A 17,601-nucleotide genomic window follows, 5' to 3' on the forward strand; every position below is an offset into this window, starting at 1 on the left:
CAGGCTGGCATTTATGGCTTTTTTTTCGTATCTTGAAAGGTATAAATAGCCAGCCAGATGTATTTTTTTGAAGAAGAGGACGACGAGCCTGAAACTGTCGACAAGCGATTATTTGATATCAAATCGTGTTTGTCCACTACAATTAACCTTAGCCTACTCGATCTGACCGCTTTTCCAGACGTAGTATTCGACTACCCACAGGTAACAATATTGCGTATTGGTACGATCGCCCCTGCAACCATTGGTCGACTACCTGAACGCATTCACGAACTGACTAATCTTGAAGAGTTAAATCTGATGGGGCAGCAACTTACGGAGCTACCGGAATCGCTTTGCGACCTGCCTAAATTGAAGCGCTTATACTTGTCGAGAAATCAACTGACGAAACTACCAAAAAACCTCAGCCGCCTTCGCTCACTGGTTTGCCTAGATGTACGGAATAATCCAATCCAGGCGTGGCCAGACGGTTTCTGGGAGATGCCTTTCATCGGCAAATACCAAAACGATCTGAAAAAAGCAGACGAGCGAGAAACCGAATTATTACTTCAAAGAGACTATAACGCGGCTAGGGAACTCCGGCAGGAAGCACTACGCTGGGGCTTGCACTGGTAACCAGATGTCAAAAATGTATTACCTTGCTAAAAAATAACTATGCAAACCGTAGCACAACAGCACCCCCGCAAACGACGTAACCCGGAGGCTACCCGAAAACAGCCACCGGTTGCACTGGAGTCGTTGGTATATGAAGTGCTGGATGGACGTCCGTTATATTACCTCGGCTATGAGGACGTATTGGCAGGCAAGAAATTACCAGAAGAAATAATGGGTTCGAGTTCTTTACAATGGGTGCTGGTTTCCTATTTTATGGAAATCATGATTTTAGGTCTGAATCGAAAAAAATACCGTTTTGCCTCGAACGAAGCAGGCGTTCACATCGACCACAAAAACAACCTCTCGCACGACGTCGCAATTTACGACCGGAACGTATTGACAGCCGATAAAATTAACACTCAGTACGTTAAGGTGCCTGCTCAAGTCGCGATTGAAATAGACGTAAAAGCCGACGTATCAAAAGTAGCTGACTTCAACTACGTTAATCGGAAAACAAAAAAGCTTCTGGATTTCGGATCAGATAAAGTCATCTGGATTTTCACGAGTTCGCAGCAGGTTATGATTGCCGAACGTAATGCGGATGCCTGGCTCACAATGGATTGGCACCGCGACCTCGAATTATGGGACGGTCAGATTTTTAACATCGGTCAATATCTGGCCGATGAAGGAATCAACGTAGCACCTTAAATCTATAGACGTCTCCTCCGCTTCAGCAACAAATAAGCCCCTGCGCTTGCCAGCCCACCAATCAGATACCAACCAACTGTCATGGCGGCCGTTGCGGGGGTTCGGCTGCTAGGTGCGGTGCCCAATCCCATCGGGCCGGGTAAACCCACCGCTCCAGCTCCGGCAGCTAATCCTAACGTAGCACCTGCTAGAACGGCGTGTTTAGGTTTTGCCAACCCAACCAGACTGTAATACAAAGCGTTAGAGAGCAGATCACCGCCCAATGTCCAGAAATAAAGTTCATCCTGCGGTGGTACTTTCAGTTTCGCTTTTTTCAGGCCTTTTTTAATAGCGCGTTCGCCAAGAATGTCGGCACGAGGAGCCTCGTCAATGAATTGGCGAGCCGTTTCGTGGAGCGCTGTGAGTACGGTAGCTCCGACTAGTCCACCGCCCAGCGCGGGCAAGATTGTTTTGTTTAGTTTCGTCATACGTGCTTAACTTGCCAGGGTCGCGAAATGTTACCTATACTCGACCCCAACAGTCTCTGGCTGTTGGAGCCACGTTAGCGACTGACCCAGTACCTACAACCGACAGCCGGAGCCTGTCGGGGCCTAACGTATTCACTATGACGTATTCTCTCCGTAATGACCAACCCCTCCTGGCCATCGACATCATGCGCGAAGTAGGTCAGTGGCTTGTCGATACCAATCAGGAAATGTGGGAAATTCAAACGCTCACACCTGAAAACTTATTGGATCAATATACCACCGGTAATCTCTATGTCATGTATGCCGAGGAAGAAGGTAAAGCTCCTGAACCGGCAGTCGTTTTGATTCTGCAATGGGAAGACCCACTTTTCTGGCCCGACGTACCGCCAAATACATCTGGCTTCGTTCACAAATTGGCCATTCGTCGACCTTTTGCCGGTCAGAACCTGTTCGTTCCTATTCTTGATTTCTGCCGAACGGAATGTCTTAAACGGGGCATTGCTACGTTGCAGTTGGAAACGGACGCTACACGACCGAAGCTGATGTCTTTTTACGAACGTCACGGATTCCAGCCAACGTATCAGCGTCAAATTCAGGAGTTTGGCCAGTCGTTTCTTTGCCAATACTACGTCATTAACTTTTCCTGATGAATCAGCCAATCCAGACGCTATTAGTCTTTTTTCTGTTAATTGGCCTATTGAGTTGTCAGACCAATTCACAGCCTGAACCTACTCAGTACAACGTACCGGCCGACGTTGAGCCGTTTATTCAAGCCTTTCGTCAGGAGGCTCAGCAACGGAACAAAACGGTGGTTACAAATAACCTGATCGTTACGTTTGGCACTGCTTTAGGAGAAGATGTCTGCGGGGAATGTATTCCGGGAAAAACGCCACGTATTGTACTCAATAACGATGATTTTTGTTGGCAGAAAGCCAGTCAGCAAGAACGAGAATCTCTAGTATTTCACGAATTAGGCCATTGTCTGCTCAATCGAGCCCACAAAACAGACAAGTTTCCGAAGGGCGCTTTTGTCAGTTTGATGAACCCTGACAACGTAACAGTGTATGCTACGTGCCGATACCCGATTGGCGACGATGAATGCGACAAACGTTCCCGACGAACGTACTACGTTGATGAGCTATTCGATCCATCGACGCTAACCCCTGCCTGGGGTAAGTGAACGGCTACGTTACTGAACCCGAATCAACTGAACACCCAGCACCGGACGCCCATCGGCTGTAACACCCTGAATCACAACACGTAGTGTCCGTACTACGTCCGATAGCGGAAAACGGAGTTGGCTACGTCCTTGGCTGTCGGTTTGCATGATTGGTTTCCAATATAATACGTCCCGGTAATCGACGGGGCCAGAAATGGTATTGGTGGTTGCCTCTGTGTCATAGCGTGGTACGTAAAATTCGCGCTGCACGGATGGGTAGCCAATAAATTGAACTGGAACCATCCCCGCCTTGATTTTCTGAACACCCTGCTGTGATCGGGTACTTTTGGAATAAAAAGCAATGACTCCGTTGCCCCCCCGAACGCCATAGATACCCGACGTACCACCGTTTTTTAACACTTCGATACGTTCAATATCACCAGGACTAAAGCTCAGTAAAGCGGTTCCATCTTGGTCCTGAATGGGTACTCCATCCAGCAGAAACAATGGCTGCGTACTGCTTTTCAAACTACCCACGCCCCTTATCACAACCTGATAACCACCCGTATTTGGCGACCGGGTAACCATAACTCCCGAAGCACGCCCTACAAGCATTTCGTACAGATTTGGGTATACCGGCGATTTTTCATCGAATATAATTGTGGCGTCGGCATTCGCATGCAGGCTACGCCGTTGAATATCGTCAGGACGATCGTCGTATTTTTTTCCCCGAACCGTCACTTCTTTCAGCACTTTCACGGTTTTGTCGCGGTAAAAATCGGCATTGGCTTCCTGCCGAATTCGAGCCGCTTCCAGTTGAGCCCGCAACGTCGACCAGTCCGGTGCAATAGTTGTTTTTACATTCTCCCATCCTTTACCAAGTCCTTCCTGAACCATATAGGCTTCTTTTGGAGGGATATCGTTCAACTGACGGTCAGTAAGTTGCATCATCAATTGAACAGTATCAGCTATGGCCATCCCCGCCAATCGAAAGCGCCCGCGCTCGTCGGCACCCGCCGACTTTACGAACGACTGCCCCGGCACTGTCGATGCTAATATGAGCTGAGCGCCGGGAATCGGCTGGTTTTTCGCATTCAAAATACGGCCCCTGAACGACACGCCACCAAGTAATTCGGTTTCGGGCGTACCACTCACCCGTCGCCAGCCTTGCGTCAACAGCAGGTCGTCCAGCGCTTTACGGGTTTCGCCACTAGGACGCACTACGTACTGGTTCGGATTCTCGATACGTCCCCGCAGCTCGCCCGTCAGTAACAAGTGGGCTGACAACGTAGCATCAGCGCTGTCATCGGGCACCTGGCCAGCATCGGTGATCGATGCCGATAAAGCCGCCTGCGCGGGTAAGCCATTGTCGTTCAGATTAACACTCAGAATGACCTGCTCGCGAGGCTGATACAGCTTTTTGTTGAAACCCATCAGCACCCGTATCGGCAAAATGAATTCGGGTACGAAGACTAATCGCTCGGCCTGGGGCTTGGCAATGGCATCATAGAGCGTGATTTGCGCCAGACCTGGCAACCAGTTCTGCATCGGCAGGCTTACCTTCGCCACCCCGTTTTGCAGCAGAATCTTTCGCTGATCGATCACCCGGCCGCGCTGCTGAATCAGGATATACACTGAGTCGGTAACCACTTTATTCGTACTCAGTACGGTCAATGCCAGCCGAGTCGTATCGCTGATGGCATCGGCCCAGAGCAGCAGCCCATCGGTTTCGGGTTTGGGTAAAGGCGTTCGTTGCGGCTGGTTGTTATAGACGACCTCGGCATAGTAGGCCCGCTGCGGCTTGGGCTCCATCGTTACGCTGGTCATCCCCTGCGGATTGGTGCTGAAACGAGCGACTTCAGCCCCCAGGTCGTCAATGATACGTCCTGTCGTGGCCAAACCTCGTCCATTGGGTTGCACCAGCTTCACGCCCAATCGGGCTGGTAGCCCGACAATCCAGCGGCCACCTTCGGGCAAAATCTGAACGTCTACCGGCTCAGAAACCGAATCACTACGTAGCGAAATATCATTTTTAAACAGGTTATAGACCGCCACCGACCGCTCGAAAGCCGGTCGTCGCTGGGCGTCGTCCTCATCGGAGTAGGCCCGCAGGCGGTACGTCCCCGTCGAGAGCGTATCCGACAGGCGGAAATTACCTTCGCCCCGTCCGTCCATGATGCGCACCCATTGATGCTGAACAAGCTTGCCCGCCGAGCTCAGCAGATCGACATGGATAGCGGTTTCTCCTCCGGCCCGTTGGTGCGAGGGTGCGTCGAGGAGGTAGGTGCTCATCCAGAGCCGGTCACCGGTGGCGTAGAAGGGCTTGTCGATGTGCACAAACAGGCTGGGAGCCAGTACTTTGAACCGGTCGTTGAAGGCTGTCGTGATACGGCCCAGGCGAGCATCCGGCGGAGCAAGTTTCCCCTGAATGGCCAACGGACCGTTTTTGAGCGTCTCTTTTTCATTACCCTCGGGTTTCCAGTCAGCGGGCAGCATGGTCGACAGCCGGTCGTTGCCCATTGACCCTTTGACTTCCATGCCTTCGGGCATAGTAATCACTCCATCAGTGGTCATTTGTAATTGACCGCTAGGTAATTTCATTTCGGTATAAGCATAACGAGCATCGGAATAAGGCGAAAAAGCGGAGTATGAGTTGGTGTTAAAAATGATCAGTTTCATGGGTGAAACCAATCGTCGTTCGGTCGCTAATCGGCCCGGTTGAATCAACGTAGCGACTTGAATCGGAACAAGGCGCTTATAATCATTGACCGCAGCCGCAAGGGTAATCAGCCGACGTTCCATAGAAATCGTTTTACTGGCATCTTCCTGATATACCAGAAAACCGGTCTGCTCGAATGTATTATCAACCAGGCTAGCCATTAAATGTCGGATAGAGCCTTTGTACGCAACCAGCCGGTTACGCCGAAATCGGTTGGCCTGTCGTTCGTTCTCCGGTTTCAATTCCTCGAAACGGGCATTACCAGCATAGTAAACCTTTCCTAGGGAAGCATCAAAATGCTGTAAATCATAGATTAGTCGATACCCAAGAGCTTGGTTATCAATAACGAGTGGCTCCGTAGCTGTTGCGTACAGGTGTTCCTTCTCTTCCTTAAAATTGAGCACTTCACTGTTTACAAGCAGACATTGTCCGCCAAACGGTTCCCCGAAAAGTTCTCTTTTAAACTGGCGCAGATGCCGTTCCCAGCGTTTCGGATTCCCCCGAACCGTTACTGCATTAAGGGTTTGTTCACTTGGCTTCAGACGGAAATTAGCCTTTAGAGGAGTCGCATTATCAATTCTGTATGTGTTCTTTGCGGGTTGATAACCAACAAACGAAGCGGCAATTTCGACGGTACCCAGCGGCACTCCAGCCAGCGTATAATAGCCGTTTTCGTCGGTAAGCGCCCCCCTCGTTGTTCCGTTCACATACACATTGGCAAACGGCATGGCTTTTCCTGTCGAGGCATCTACAACGTAGCCAGTAAAAGTAGTCGTCGTTTGTCCATAAATCAGCCGGGTCGATCCTAGCAATAGAACGACAGTAATCCAGCCGATGAAGCACGTGCAACGCATAGCGGTTAAGTTACCCTTTTTTAAAGAATACGGCAACGTAATTATACCTATAACTTTAACGTAGCGAAACAACGTAGACAGGAAGTAGAAAACTGACTTTCAAAGATTTGAGTGAACCATTTATACAGAGTAACGTAGCAGCCAGCGATGCGTAAGAACAGCTACGTTACGTCCTCCAGCTTTTCCCCGGAAAATGCTACGGCCCGCTCGGCAAAAAGGATTTTTGTCGCAGCCCATGTTGTGCGAAACAGTTCGCTACGTCGGTACGCTTCGAGCGCATCGGCCGACTCCCATAAGCTGTACGTCATACGTACGTTGGGATGGTCGGGATCCCGCAGGAGTTCGAGGTGGCGATTGCCGGGAAATGCCCGAATCTGCCGCTTCGACTGGTTGAAAATAACGTGAAAATCGGCCAGCTTATCCGGCTGGAACGTCATGCGAACAATACGTACGAGCATAATTTTTATGAACAATGAAAAATTGATAGTGAAAAATGGCGACCGGAGTCCGGTTAAAAATAGACTTTACTTTACTTTTCATTTTTCATTATTCATTTTTCTTTCGACATGCAATACCGCACTTTTGGCCGAACGGGCTGGCAGGTTTCTGAAATTGGTTACGGTATGTGGGGGCTGGCCGGTTGGACAGGCTCTGATAAACAGGAAGTTCTCCGTGCCCTCGAACGCTCCGTTGAATTGGGTTGCAACTTTTTCGACACGGCCTGGGCGTATGGCGACGGCGTTAGCGAAGAAGTGCTGAACCAGCTTCTGAAAAATCATCCCGATAAAAAACTGTACGCTGCCACTAAGATTCCGCCTAAAAACCGCAAGTGGCCGTCGAAGCCGGACTACGATTTAAGCGACGTATTTCCGGCAGATTACATTGTAGAGTACACCGAAAAAAGCCTGAAAAATCTCGGAGTCGAAACAATCGATTTACAACAATTTCACGTTTGGGAAGATGGCTGGGCCGAGCAGGATGAGTGGAAAGAAGCTATTACCAAACTTACGCAAGAGGGAAAAGTGCAGGCCTGGGGCGTATCGGTAAATCGCTGGGAACCAGAGAACTGCCTGAATACGCTACGTACCGGGCTGATTGATGCCGTTCAGGTCATCTATAACATTTTTGACCAGAATCCAGAAGACAAACTGTTTCCACTTTGTCGTGAATTGAACATTGGCGTAATTGCCCGCGTACCGTTCGATGAAGGTACACTTACCGGTACGTTCACCAAAGAAACCACGTTTCCGGCCAACGACTGGCGTTCAACGTATTTCGTGCCCGAAAATCTCAACGCCAGCGTCGAGCATGCCGACGCGTTGAAACCGCTTATTCCAAACGGCATGACGATGCCCGAAATGGCGCTACGTTTCATTTTGAGCAATCCTGATGTTCACACGACCATTCCCGGAATGCGCCAGATACGTAACGTAGAAGCCAACACTGCCGCCAGCGACGGTAACAGCCTCTCCCCCGAACTACTACGTGAATTACAAGGTCATCGCTGGGACCGTACGCCAACGAGCTGGAGCCAGTAGTTTTGTAAATATTGGGTAATGTAAAATAATTAATTGGCGTAGCTAATATTTTACATTACCCAGTATTCATTCCTATTTGCAGGCATGAAAATTCTCCTGGTTGAAGACGAACCCGCTTTACAAGCGTCAATCCAACGCTATCTTGAAGGCGAAAACTACGTAGTGACAACGGCTGCTACGTACCGGGAAGCGGTCATTAAAGCGCATGACTATGATTACGATTGCCTAATTGTCGATTTGATGCTGCCCGATGGGAATGGTCTCGATCTGGTTCGCGAACTGAAAAATCGACAATCGACCGCTGGTATCATTGTAGTTACGGCCAAAGATGCACTGGCCGACAAACTAACCGGCCTCGATGCAGGCGCCGACGATTACCTGACTAAACCCTTTCATTTGCCCGAATTGAACGCCCGATTACGGTCTATACTACGTCGTCGGCTGTTTGGCGGTCAGTCGCAGGTTCACGCGGGCGAGCTTACTTTATGGCCCGATCAGCAACGCGTGCGTGTTCATTCGAACGACGTTAAGCTGACCGGCAAAGAGTATGAGTTGCTGCTGTTCTTTGTGACGAATACGGACCGATTACTGTCGAAATCAGCCATCGTTGAGCATGTCTGGGGCGATGCCATGGACATGGTCGATTCACACGAGTTTTTGTATACGCACCTGAAAAATCTACGCCGAAAGCTAATAGCAACCGGTTGCCCTGACTACATCCAGACCCGGTATGGCGCTGGCTATGTTTTCTCGACCCGACTGTCATGAGTCTTCTTTCGCAGACGGCCCGCTTTCTGTTGCTCACGGCTTTAGCAATTGCGCTGGTTGGGTCTGTTGGCTTTTATGTGTTGATCCACCGAACCATTCAACACGAAGTTGATGAGATTCTGATGAGTCAGGTTGAGCAGGTAGAGCAGCGACTGAAATTGCTACCCGCGAACACGCCGTTACGTACCGATTGGGACAATAATCCACAGGTGATACGCATCGCGACTGGGTCCATAAATCGACCTGAGTTTTCAGACGTATCGCTCCCCGATCCAGCTCATAAAGAGAAGTCAATCACATTTCGTCAGGTAAAAACGAACGTAGCAGCTAATAGACAAACGTATCAGGTAACGGTCCAGCAGGCGTATTACGAATTCGACGAACTGGCCCGGATCATGTCAGTCGGTGTCATTTGGGGATTTTTGATTTTGATGGCTTTATCGGTCGTCGTGGGGTTGGGGCTGGCCGGTCGTCTTTGGCGCCCTTTCCACGAAACAATTCACCAACTAGGCCAATTCAGACTCGATCAGGCTGCTAATCCGATGTTTCCGGTCAGCCGAATTCGGGAGTTCGATTTGCTAAATCGGTCTTTGCAAGAGTTGACGCAAAAATTATGGCAGCAGTTTTCGCTGCAAAAGCAATTCACCGAAAACGCATCGCATGAGTTGCAAACGCCGTTGGCCATAGCCGCAGCGGAACTTGATTTCCTGATGCAGTCAGATCATCTCAGAGAGAATGACTACGCCCATCTACAACGCGCTACCGACTCGCTGAGCCGATTAAGCCAGTTGAATCGTTCGCTGCTGCTGCTCACTCAGGTAGAAAATGATCAATTTATCAATGAAGACGTAGTGAATCTGAGCGAATTACTGGAACAAACTATTCAGGATTATGAGCCGTTTTTTGCCCATCGAAATCTAGCTACCGAGCAATCCATTACGGCCAACGTACGGATACGCATGAACAGTCAGTTAGCCAGTATACTCGTTACAAATCTGCTGAAAAATGCGGTGCGACATGGCTGTCCACGTCCAGACGATATGTTGGGAATGATACGTATGAGTCTAACAACGAATTCGTTAATTATTCAGAACACGGGTAAACCCCTCCCCTTTCCGGACAGCCAGCTATTCAATCGATTTGTCAAAAATCCTGCCCACCCCGACTCTACGGGTTTAGGACTGGCTTTAGTTAAACAGATTTGTGACCGCTACCGAATGTCAATATCGTATGCATACGACACGCAGCAAGCAATGCACTCCTTTCAACTGACATTTCCATAGCCGCAGCGTTTTCTTCTTCAAATTCTCTTCATAATTGCTTCCGAAACTTGCGGTTAGATGCCTCGCACAAGTAAACGCGAGCATAACGCCGGAAATGAAAAAGCTATTTTTTATTCTTCTTTTTGTGCTGACTACCAAGTCAGTATACAGTCAAGTCAACCGAATTATTCGAGTTCAGGACAGTGCTACCCACGAGCCTGTTATTGGCGCAACCATTCGGGTACTGTCCCAGATTAAACCTACTATGGGTGCCGTTACCGATGCCAGTGGTTTTGCTACGCTACCCGCCATCCCACTTTCCGTTTCGTCTGTCATCGTCAGTGCGGTTGGTTACGAAACGACCCGTTTTCCGATAACTACAAGTAGCGATACGCTTGTCTTTTTTCTTAAAACGGCAAGTGAATCCATTGATGAAGTGACCGTTACGGCCACACGTACCAATTCGCGTATCGAAGATTTGCCAATTAAAGTCGAAGTGCTTGGGCAGGAGGATATGGACGAGGAAAGCGCTGTCGTACCGGGCAATGTGAGTAGTATTCTGGGCGATATTTCAATTATTCATGTCCAGCGTACCTCGGCAGTGAACGGAAATCAGGCCATTCGGATGCAGGGGCTTGATCCAAAATACACCCAAATTTTACGTGATGGCTTGCCATTATACGAAGGGTTTTCGGGAAACCTCGGCGTACTCCAGATTCCACCGCTGGATTTGAAGCAGATTGAAGTTGTGAAAGGGTCTGTTTCGACGCTCTATGGCGGTGGTGCTATCGGCGGAATGATCAATATCGTATCGAAGTCGCCAACGTCCGAAAAACCGGAATTCACGGCCCTGCTCAACCGCTCAAATCTGAAAGAAACGAACCTAAATGCTTATTATTCGCAACGTTACGGCAAAACGGGACTGACGTTATTCAGTGGATATACGAATCAACAAGCCGTCGACGTAACAAACGATGGCTTCACCGACAGCCCGGAAATCAAGCAGTTTAACTTCCATCCCAAGTTTTTCTACAACCCAACTGACCATTCAAAACTGAATATCGGTTACGCCTTTACCAACGAACACCGGGCGGGCGGTTACCTGCCTGCACTCGAAGGCACTCAGCCGAATGCATATCAGAACATCACTGATTTACAACGACATACGATTGATTTTGACGCCAATCACGCTACGTCGAACCTTAATTCATTAACGTTCAAAGGAGCCCTCAGTACCTTTCACCGACAAAATACCGATTACCAGAAACGTTCGGACGGCCGCCAATCATCTGTTTATCTTGAAGCCAATGATTTTGCAAAATTCGGCAATCACCAATTGATTGGCGGAATCAATTATACGGTTGAAGCCTTTCGGCGGAACAGTGATAGTACCCGGCTGGTCGATTATACGTACCAAACCGTTGGGGCTTTCGTGCAGGACGACTGGCAGCTGGGAGAAAAAGTAGCACTACAGGCCGGCCTTCGTTTCGACCACCACAATACGTTCGGAAGTTTCTTACTTCCACGCCTGTCGGTCAAGTTGAAACCCTCAGATCCCTGGACAGTACGTTTGAGTGTCGGAACCGGCTATAAAACACCCAATCTATTTGTGAATCAGACACCCGGTCAACTGGGCGTTAGTTTGATTTTCCCCCGTCTGCTGCCGATTGATGTGAACGTAGTGAAAGCAGAGAAATCCGTAGGAACCAATATCGATATTGCTTACTCCAAGACGTTTGAGAGCGGTTTCTCGGTTCAGGTCGATCAGGCGTTTTATTATACGTATGTCAGGTCGCCTGTGGTATCGACCTTTGCCAGTACATCCAACAATCTGGGAGCTTATACGCAGTTGATAAATGCGCCCTACAACATGCTCAGCCTGGGGACGGATACGTATGTTCGACTCGAATACAACGCTTACGAACTGTATTTTGGCTATAACCATACCCTCGCCCGTCGCGATGGCCCTACCGATACCAGTTATCTGCCGCTGGCTCCGCAAGACAAATTCTCAACTACGATTGCGTGGGAAAATGACCATTTTCGTTTTGGTATCGAGAGCAGTTATGTCGGCACCCAATACCTTTACAACAATCAAAAAGTGGCGAATTACTGGTTTTTCGCTGGTGCCGCCGAATATCATTACAACGACCACTGGCGGCTGGTAGTAAATGCCGAAAACCTGTTCAACATCAAACAGGCCAACTACGAAACCGTCGTAAGCGGTCCTCTTTCACAACCGAGCTTCCGTCCCATCTGGGCACCGCTGGAAGGACGTATCGCGAACGTAGCGTTGAAGTATACGTTGTAGAAAAAACTATGTATACACACCGTATTGCTGACGCCTGTGGCTTCGACAGGCGTCAGCAATACGGTAGAGATCAGACATTAAATACGTTTGCCCTGATTAGTACTCCTGCGAAAGCGGATGTACCATAAACTCATCAATCACTACGTGTGCGGGCCGACTCACGATGAATAGCATTGACTCAGCCATGTCTTCGTTTTTGAGCCAGCTTCCCCGGCTCTCCTGTCGGTGCCCTTCGGCATGAAAACTCGAATCCACCAGACCAGAGTAAACGCCCGTCACTTTAATGTTGAAGGAACGGACTTCCTTACGTAACGCGCCTATAAACGCTTCCTGTGCGTACTTACTGGCTGTGTACAACGCCCCACCGGCAAAGGTCCGTTTCGCTACGTCAGATGCTACCACGACAATGTGTCCACTACGTTGCTCTTTCAAAAAAGGCAGCGCGGCTTTAGTCAGCAGAAAGGTTCCTTTTACGTTCGTCGCCATCAGGTCGTCCCATTCGGTAACTGAAATCTCATCAATGTTTTTGAAAACCCCGTATCCGGCATTGTTGATCACTACGTCGATACGGTGAAATTGGTCGAAGGTGGTTTTCACTACGTTCGCCACATCGGCCTCGTTGCTGACGTCGCCCGGAACAGCCACAATTTTCCCCCGAACGTGACCGTCGGTAGCTTCTTTTTGAAGTGTATTTAACTCCTCGGCGTTACGTGCCGTAACCACTACGTTGGCACCATGATGAGCCAGCATCAGGGCCGTTGCGCGGCCAATACCGCGTGATGCTCCCGAGATAATAACCGTTTTATTTTCTACGTTCATGCTGATTTTCTGAGCTGAAGAAGCGCAAAGGTATACGTAAAGTTTGCAAAGAACGTAGCGACCTCTTTTGTTCCCGTTGAAGCTGTTTAATCTTTCCGAAATAAAGAGGGAAGAAGTTTAAACAGCTTCTTTACAATGAATCAATAGTCACTCTTTCTGTTTTCTGAAATACCGAATCATTTCCCCGTAGTTCATACCCATCGCTAGTCCACGTATCGCCTGCACAAGTCGCGTTTCTTTGGTTTCGGGCGTTTTGGCGTCTTCAATCCAGTTGCTGAAATACTGCTGATGACTTTTGGGAAGCGAATCAAACTGCCGTTTGGCGTCAGGATCATCAGTCAGACAGGCAAGGAGATCGGCCGATTGAGGAAGTGGCTGATCATCAACTTCCAACGTAACGCGGATGGTTGCGCCTTCGTCGTGTTTTCCCATTCCCCGACGCATAGCTGCGTTGATGGGCAACATAAACCCGCCTTCTAGCCCGTCGGTGATACGTTCTACCGAACGACCGAGGGGTAGCAACGCTATCTGACGGATTGGATAATCCTCCAGTGTGCCTTTGACCCGGAACGATTTTTTGTGGCCAGGCTTTAATTCTTCGCTTATGGCGATTGGGATTTCGATGTATGTCCAGCGCGTTTTATCACCTTTTTCGCCGAACTTCTGGAGAATCGTTGTAAACGTGGGCATGATTGACAAGAACAGAGTTACAAAATAACTCCATTCAGGCAACTTTTTCCCGTTCTGGTTTTCTAGTGACTTTCTTCGCCTGTTTGCGGGTCATTTTTCGTTTATTCCACCAGATCAGAAAACCCGATATGGGCAACGTAGCCGAAAATAAACTCACAAAAAACGCAAGAATTTTACCCGGTAATCCCAGCCAGCCGCCCGTGTGAATATCGTAAGCCGCCCCACGTGCTACGTCTCCTTTGGAAAAATCCTGATAACGCTTTCCGTATAGTACTTTCCCCGAAAACTGATCGAAGTAGAAATTGGTGTATTTCCGGTAAAACGACGATTCATCGTAGCGAAGCTGCACCCGAATCGCCCCTACCGAATCAGTCGGAAAATTAATAAGTGTTTCCGTGGAGTTGGGTTCCAGAGAAGCTACGTGCTCATAAGCCTTGTCAATCGGCGTTGGTTTGGCGTTGGCCTGATAAACGGAACGCGGTTTCGGCCGATCACGTGCGGGAGAGCCGGTGATGGCGTACAACCCATTTTCCCACCATTGAAACGCCCAGATCAGACCCGTCGATGCCGTAATTAGCAGAAAAAGAATGGCATAGAACCCACCAACGCTGTGCCAGTCGTAATTGATTTTCGGAAATTTCGCTTCCCACTTGATAGTGAATTTCTGGCGAAGCATCCGTTTGGTTTGCGGCCACCACAAAATCAGGCCGGAGAGCATCATAAATAGATAAATCAGAGCCGACGTACCAATAATCACTTTTCCGGTATCGCCCAGCATCAGACTCGTGTGGATTTCCCGCGCTACGGCGAAAAAATCGCGCTTCATGTTCCGCGTGCCCAGCAACTCGCCCGTGTACGGGTTTACGCTGATGAGCCGCTTGTCTTTCAGCAAAACCTGATACGTTCCACCCGGTTCGTGCTGGCGCGTAATACGTTGTATCGTCGCTTTGGGCACATCACGCTTTACCAGTTCGTATACCTGACTTATACGTAGCAGAGGCCGATTTTGGGCTTCGACAAATAACTGGTCGCGATGGATGATTCCCTGCAACTCCTGCTCGAATACGTACATACAGCCGGTTATGCTGCTAATAAACACAATCAGACCGGCCGACAGACCAAACCAGAGATGCAGTTTCCCAACTAATTTTTTCATGTATACGTATCAGACGAGGCTCAATATTTCGCCCAGCATCAGATTGTATGTGCTTGCAGGCAAACGACAAAAATCTTTCTTCTTTAGATATATTCCAAATAAAACGATCCATTATTTGTATCGAATCTAAACAGGGGTTTACTTTGCGACCTTATTTAGATTCGTTCTACACTCCCGAAAATGTTACGACGTTTATTGCCTATTTGTATTAGCCTCCTGATCAGTCTCCAATTGATGGCACAGATAACCCAGTCCAGTTTAATGGGCACGGTATCTGATGCATCTGGCAAACCCATTCCATTTGCTACGGTCGGTTTAATCGGCACGCGCTACGCTACCCAGACGACCGAAGATGGGCGCTTTACATTAGCAGCACCTACAAAAACCTATACATTATTAGTTTCAGCAGTCGGTTTCGAGACAGTCCGGCAGGCTGTTACGTTGAAATCTGGCGAAAACACTACGTTGAATTTGTCGCTCGGCGAAATGACTTCATCTCTCGATGAGGTCATTGTATCGGCGAGCCGGCGGCAGGAAACGCTGGCCGAAACGCCCGCTTCGGTCAATGTCATCAACAGCCGCGACGTACAGCTTCAATCGGGGATTAGCCCGAATATTGGCAACGTACTGGCCTACTCTGTGCCGGGACTGGCGTTGAGTACCAACCAAACCAGCACGTTTGGGCAAACGCTTCGGGGACGTAACGTATTGGTACTCATTGACGGAATTCCACAATCGACACCGCTACGTGCCGGTAGCCGCGACATTCGGACCATTGATCCATCGGTTATTGAGCGCGTAGAAGTTATCAAAGGCGCTACGTCGATTTATGGCAACGGTGCCGACGGTGGACTAATCAACTACATCACCAAAAAGCCTGTGGCTGGCAAAACGTTTGGTGGCGCTACGTCGATTGGAATGACGGGCAATTTGTTTCACCTTAACAACTCCATCGGAAGTCGTTTTACACAACAATTTTACGGGAAGGTCGGTCAGCTTGACTACGTAGTAAGTGGTCTCTACGACAAAACGGGGGTTTTCTACGATGCAAAGGGTGAAGTGATTTCACCGGAGTACGGTCTGGGCGAAACTAAACAATATCAAGGCTTTGTCAAGCTGGGTTACGACCTGAACTTCGGCAGTCGGCAGGGTCGCGACCGGATTGAGGCTATGTACAATTACTACAGCAGCAACCAGCATTCGAACTACGTACTGCAAGCCGGTAAATACCCCACAACACCAGCCATCGGCGTACTCGGCACCCGTATCGGCGTTGATGAAGGTAACCGGTTCAACCACAACGCTTACGTAACGTACCGAAGCCGCGACCTGATCGGCGGCACCGACCTGGAAGTAAACCTGTACATGCAGAAATTCGAAACGGTTTACAGCAATTCAACCTCGTTTTTCGGCAGTGGTCAGTCGAAAATTAATTCCGACAAAAAAGGCGTCCGGCTGAATCTGACAACACCTTTCTCCGCAGGCAACGTACTGATCGGCGATGTTACGTATGGTTTTGATTTGCTGAACGACGTAACATCGCAATATTTAGTCGATGGCCGTTTGTGGGTACCCGATATGAACATGAATAATAAAGCGCCTTATGCACAGGCAAATACCACAATTGGCCAACATTTGATCGCGAAAGGTGGCGTTCGTTACGAAAATATTCAGGTGAACGTTTCGGATTATACTACGTTGGCAACCGGGGCAGATGGCAAAGGTAGCGTAGCGGTCAAAGGCGGCAATTTGAATTATAATGCATTGGTATTCAATGCAGGATTGCGCTATACGAAGTTCAAGGCGTTTAATCCGTTCGTGAGTTATTCGCAGGCTTTCTCGATTTATGATCTGGGCCGGGTGCTACGTGCCGCTACCCAAAATACGATTTCTCTATTGCAGACGGAACCGATTATCGTCAATAACTACGAGGTTGGTTTCAGCAGCCGCCGGGGCATTGCGGAGTTTAGTGCGGCTTATTATCTGAGTACATCCAAATTGGGTTCCAGTCTGGTTGCCAACGCGAACGGCATTTTCACGCCACAACGCTTACCAGAACGTGTACAAGGCGTCGAATTCTCGTTGGATCTGAACCTGTTACGCAACCTGACACTGGGTGGAAACTATGCATACATCGAAGGCAAAGTTGATTCTAATAATGACGGGCAGTTTGATGGTGATGCCGATACGTATCTGAACACAACTCGCATTGCCCCTCCCAAAACCACGGCTTCGCTACGGTACTCGCCGATTAAATCGGTCAATCTGGGGCTGTTCTGGATTCACTCAGGCAACCGCGACCGGTTTAAGCCACAAGCCAATGGGGCATATCTGTCGGGTGAAGGGCCAATTCATGCGTTCGATTTGGTTAACCTTAGCGCAGGCTGGCAAACGACGAAATCTACGCGGCTCAATCTCGGTGTCGAAAACCTGTTGAATGAATCGTACTACCCGGTTGTATCCCAATTTTATGCGGCCAATGCTACGTATACACGCGGCAACGGCGCTCGATTTAATTTGAGTTTTACGTATTCGTATTAAGCAGTTTTTGTCATTCTG

The 17,601-nt window shown here is 49.0% G+C and carries 15 protein-coding genes; 9 read left to right on the plus strand and 6 right to left on the minus strand.

The features are described 5' to 3' along the window. Positions 1-57 precede the first annotated feature (57 nt). Together ACYVF1_RS18630 and ACYVF1_RS18635 are read left to right on the plus strand one after the other, a co-directional pair. A complete protein-coding gene (locus tag ACYVF1_RS18630; RefSeq protein ID WP_461081560.1) occupies positions 58-612 on the plus strand; it encodes a leucine-rich repeat domain-containing protein in 555 nt (184 codons plus the stop codon). Positions 613-651: 39 nt separating this feature from the next. Beyond that, positions 652-1,299, plus strand: a complete 648-nt coding sequence (locus ACYVF1_RS18635; protein WP_461081562.1) for a Uma2 family endonuclease — start codon at positions 652-654, stop codon at positions 1,297-1,299. 2 nt (positions 1,300-1,301) lie between these two features. Here ACYVF1_RS18635 and ACYVF1_RS18640 read toward each other — a convergent pair whose 3' ends face one another. Next, positions 1,302-1,766: a hypothetical protein gene (locus ACYVF1_RS18640; protein ID WP_461081564.1), complete on the minus strand. Its 465-nt coding sequence runs from the start codon at positions 1,764-1,766 to the stop codon at positions 1,302-1,304. Positions 1,767-1,903: 137 nt separating this feature from the next. On the opposite strand from ACYVF1_RS18640, the gene ACYVF1_RS18645 reads away from it, so the two are divergent. Both ACYVF1_RS18645 and ACYVF1_RS18650 read left to right on the plus strand, forming a co-directional pair. Beyond that, positions 1,904-2,413, plus strand: coding sequence for a GNAT family N-acetyltransferase (locus ACYVF1_RS18645; RefSeq protein ID WP_461081566.1), 510 nt, complete (start codon positions 1,904-1,906; stop codon positions 2,411-2,413). Continuing rightward, positions 2,413-2,946, plus strand: coding sequence for a hypothetical protein (locus tag ACYVF1_RS18650; protein WP_461081568.1), 534 nt, complete (start codon positions 2,413-2,415; stop codon positions 2,944-2,946). The genes ACYVF1_RS18645 and ACYVF1_RS18650 overlap by 1 nt, the downstream gene beginning before the upstream one ends. 9 nt (positions 2,947-2,955) lie before the next feature. On the opposite strand, the gene ACYVF1_RS18655 is transcribed toward ACYVF1_RS18650, so the two are convergent. Further along, a complete protein-coding gene (locus ACYVF1_RS18655) occupies positions 2,956-6,498 on the minus strand; it encodes a carboxypeptidase-like regulatory domain-containing protein (RefSeq protein WP_461081570.1) in 3,543 nt (1,180 codons plus the stop codon). Positions 6,499-6,659: 161 nt separating this feature from the next. Next, positions 6,660-6,956 carry a putative quinol monooxygenase gene (locus ACYVF1_RS18660; protein ID WP_461081572.1) on the minus strand — a complete coding sequence of 99 codons (297 nt, stop codon included), beginning with the start codon at positions 6,954-6,956 and terminating at the stop codon, positions 6,660-6,662. A gap of 108 nt (positions 6,957-7,064) precedes the next feature. Here ACYVF1_RS18660 and ACYVF1_RS18665 point away from each other — a divergent pair, with 108 nt between their 5' ends. From ACYVF1_RS18665 to ACYVF1_RS18680, 4 genes are all read left to right on the plus strand, one after another. After that, positions 7,065-8,036, plus strand: a complete 972-nt coding sequence (locus ACYVF1_RS18665) for an aldo/keto reductase (RefSeq protein ID WP_461081574.1) — start codon at positions 7,065-7,067, stop codon at positions 8,034-8,036. Between the two features lie 84 nt (positions 8,037-8,120). Continuing rightward, positions 8,121-8,804: a response regulator transcription factor gene (locus tag ACYVF1_RS18670; RefSeq protein WP_461081576.1), complete on the plus strand. Its 684-nt coding sequence runs from the start codon at positions 8,121-8,123 to the stop codon at positions 8,802-8,804. Further along, positions 8,801-10,087, plus strand: coding sequence for a sensor histidine kinase (locus ACYVF1_RS18675; protein WP_461081578.1), 1,287 nt, complete (start codon positions 8,801-8,803; stop codon positions 10,085-10,087). Before ACYVF1_RS18670 ends, ACYVF1_RS18675 begins: the two co-directional genes overlap by 4 nt. A 94-nt stretch (positions 10,088-10,181) precedes the next feature. Beyond that, the gene (locus tag ACYVF1_RS18680; protein WP_461081580.1) at positions 10,182-12,377 is read left to right on the plus strand and encodes a TonB-dependent receptor; all 2,196 of its coding nucleotides are present in this window, start codon (positions 10,182-10,184) and stop codon (positions 12,375-12,377) included. 96 nt (positions 12,378-12,473) lie between these two features. Here ACYVF1_RS18680 and ACYVF1_RS18685 read toward each other — a convergent pair whose 3' ends face one another. The 3 genes from ACYVF1_RS18685 to ACYVF1_RS18695 form a co-directional block, all read right to left on the minus strand. Next, the gene (locus ACYVF1_RS18685; RefSeq protein WP_461081582.1) at positions 12,474-13,196 is read right to left on the minus strand and encodes an SDR family oxidoreductase; all 723 of its coding nucleotides are present in this window, start codon (positions 13,194-13,196) and stop codon (positions 12,474-12,476) included. A gap of 147 nt (positions 13,197-13,343) precedes the next feature. Next, the gene (locus ACYVF1_RS18690; protein WP_461081584.1) at positions 13,344-13,886 is read right to left on the minus strand and encodes a YdeI/OmpD-associated family protein; all 543 of its coding nucleotides are present in this window, start codon (positions 13,884-13,886) and stop codon (positions 13,344-13,346) included. A 34-nt stretch (positions 13,887-13,920) separates the two neighbouring features. Continuing rightward, positions 13,921-15,042 (minus strand): PepSY-associated TM helix domain-containing protein, encoded by a 1,122-nt coding sequence (locus tag ACYVF1_RS18695; RefSeq protein ID WP_461081586.1) that lies wholly within the window; start codon positions 15,040-15,042, stop codon positions 13,921-13,923. A 234-nt stretch (positions 15,043-15,276) separates the two neighbouring features. Here ACYVF1_RS18695 and ACYVF1_RS18700 point away from each other — a divergent pair, with 234 nt between their 5' ends. Beyond that, a complete protein-coding gene (locus ACYVF1_RS18700) occupies positions 15,277-17,583 on the plus strand; it encodes a TonB-dependent receptor (protein ID WP_461081588.1) in 2,307 nt (768 codons plus the stop codon). The last annotated feature ends 18 nt before the right edge of the window (positions 17,584-17,601 follow it).

Source organism: Spirosoma flavus (assembly GCF_054778555.1).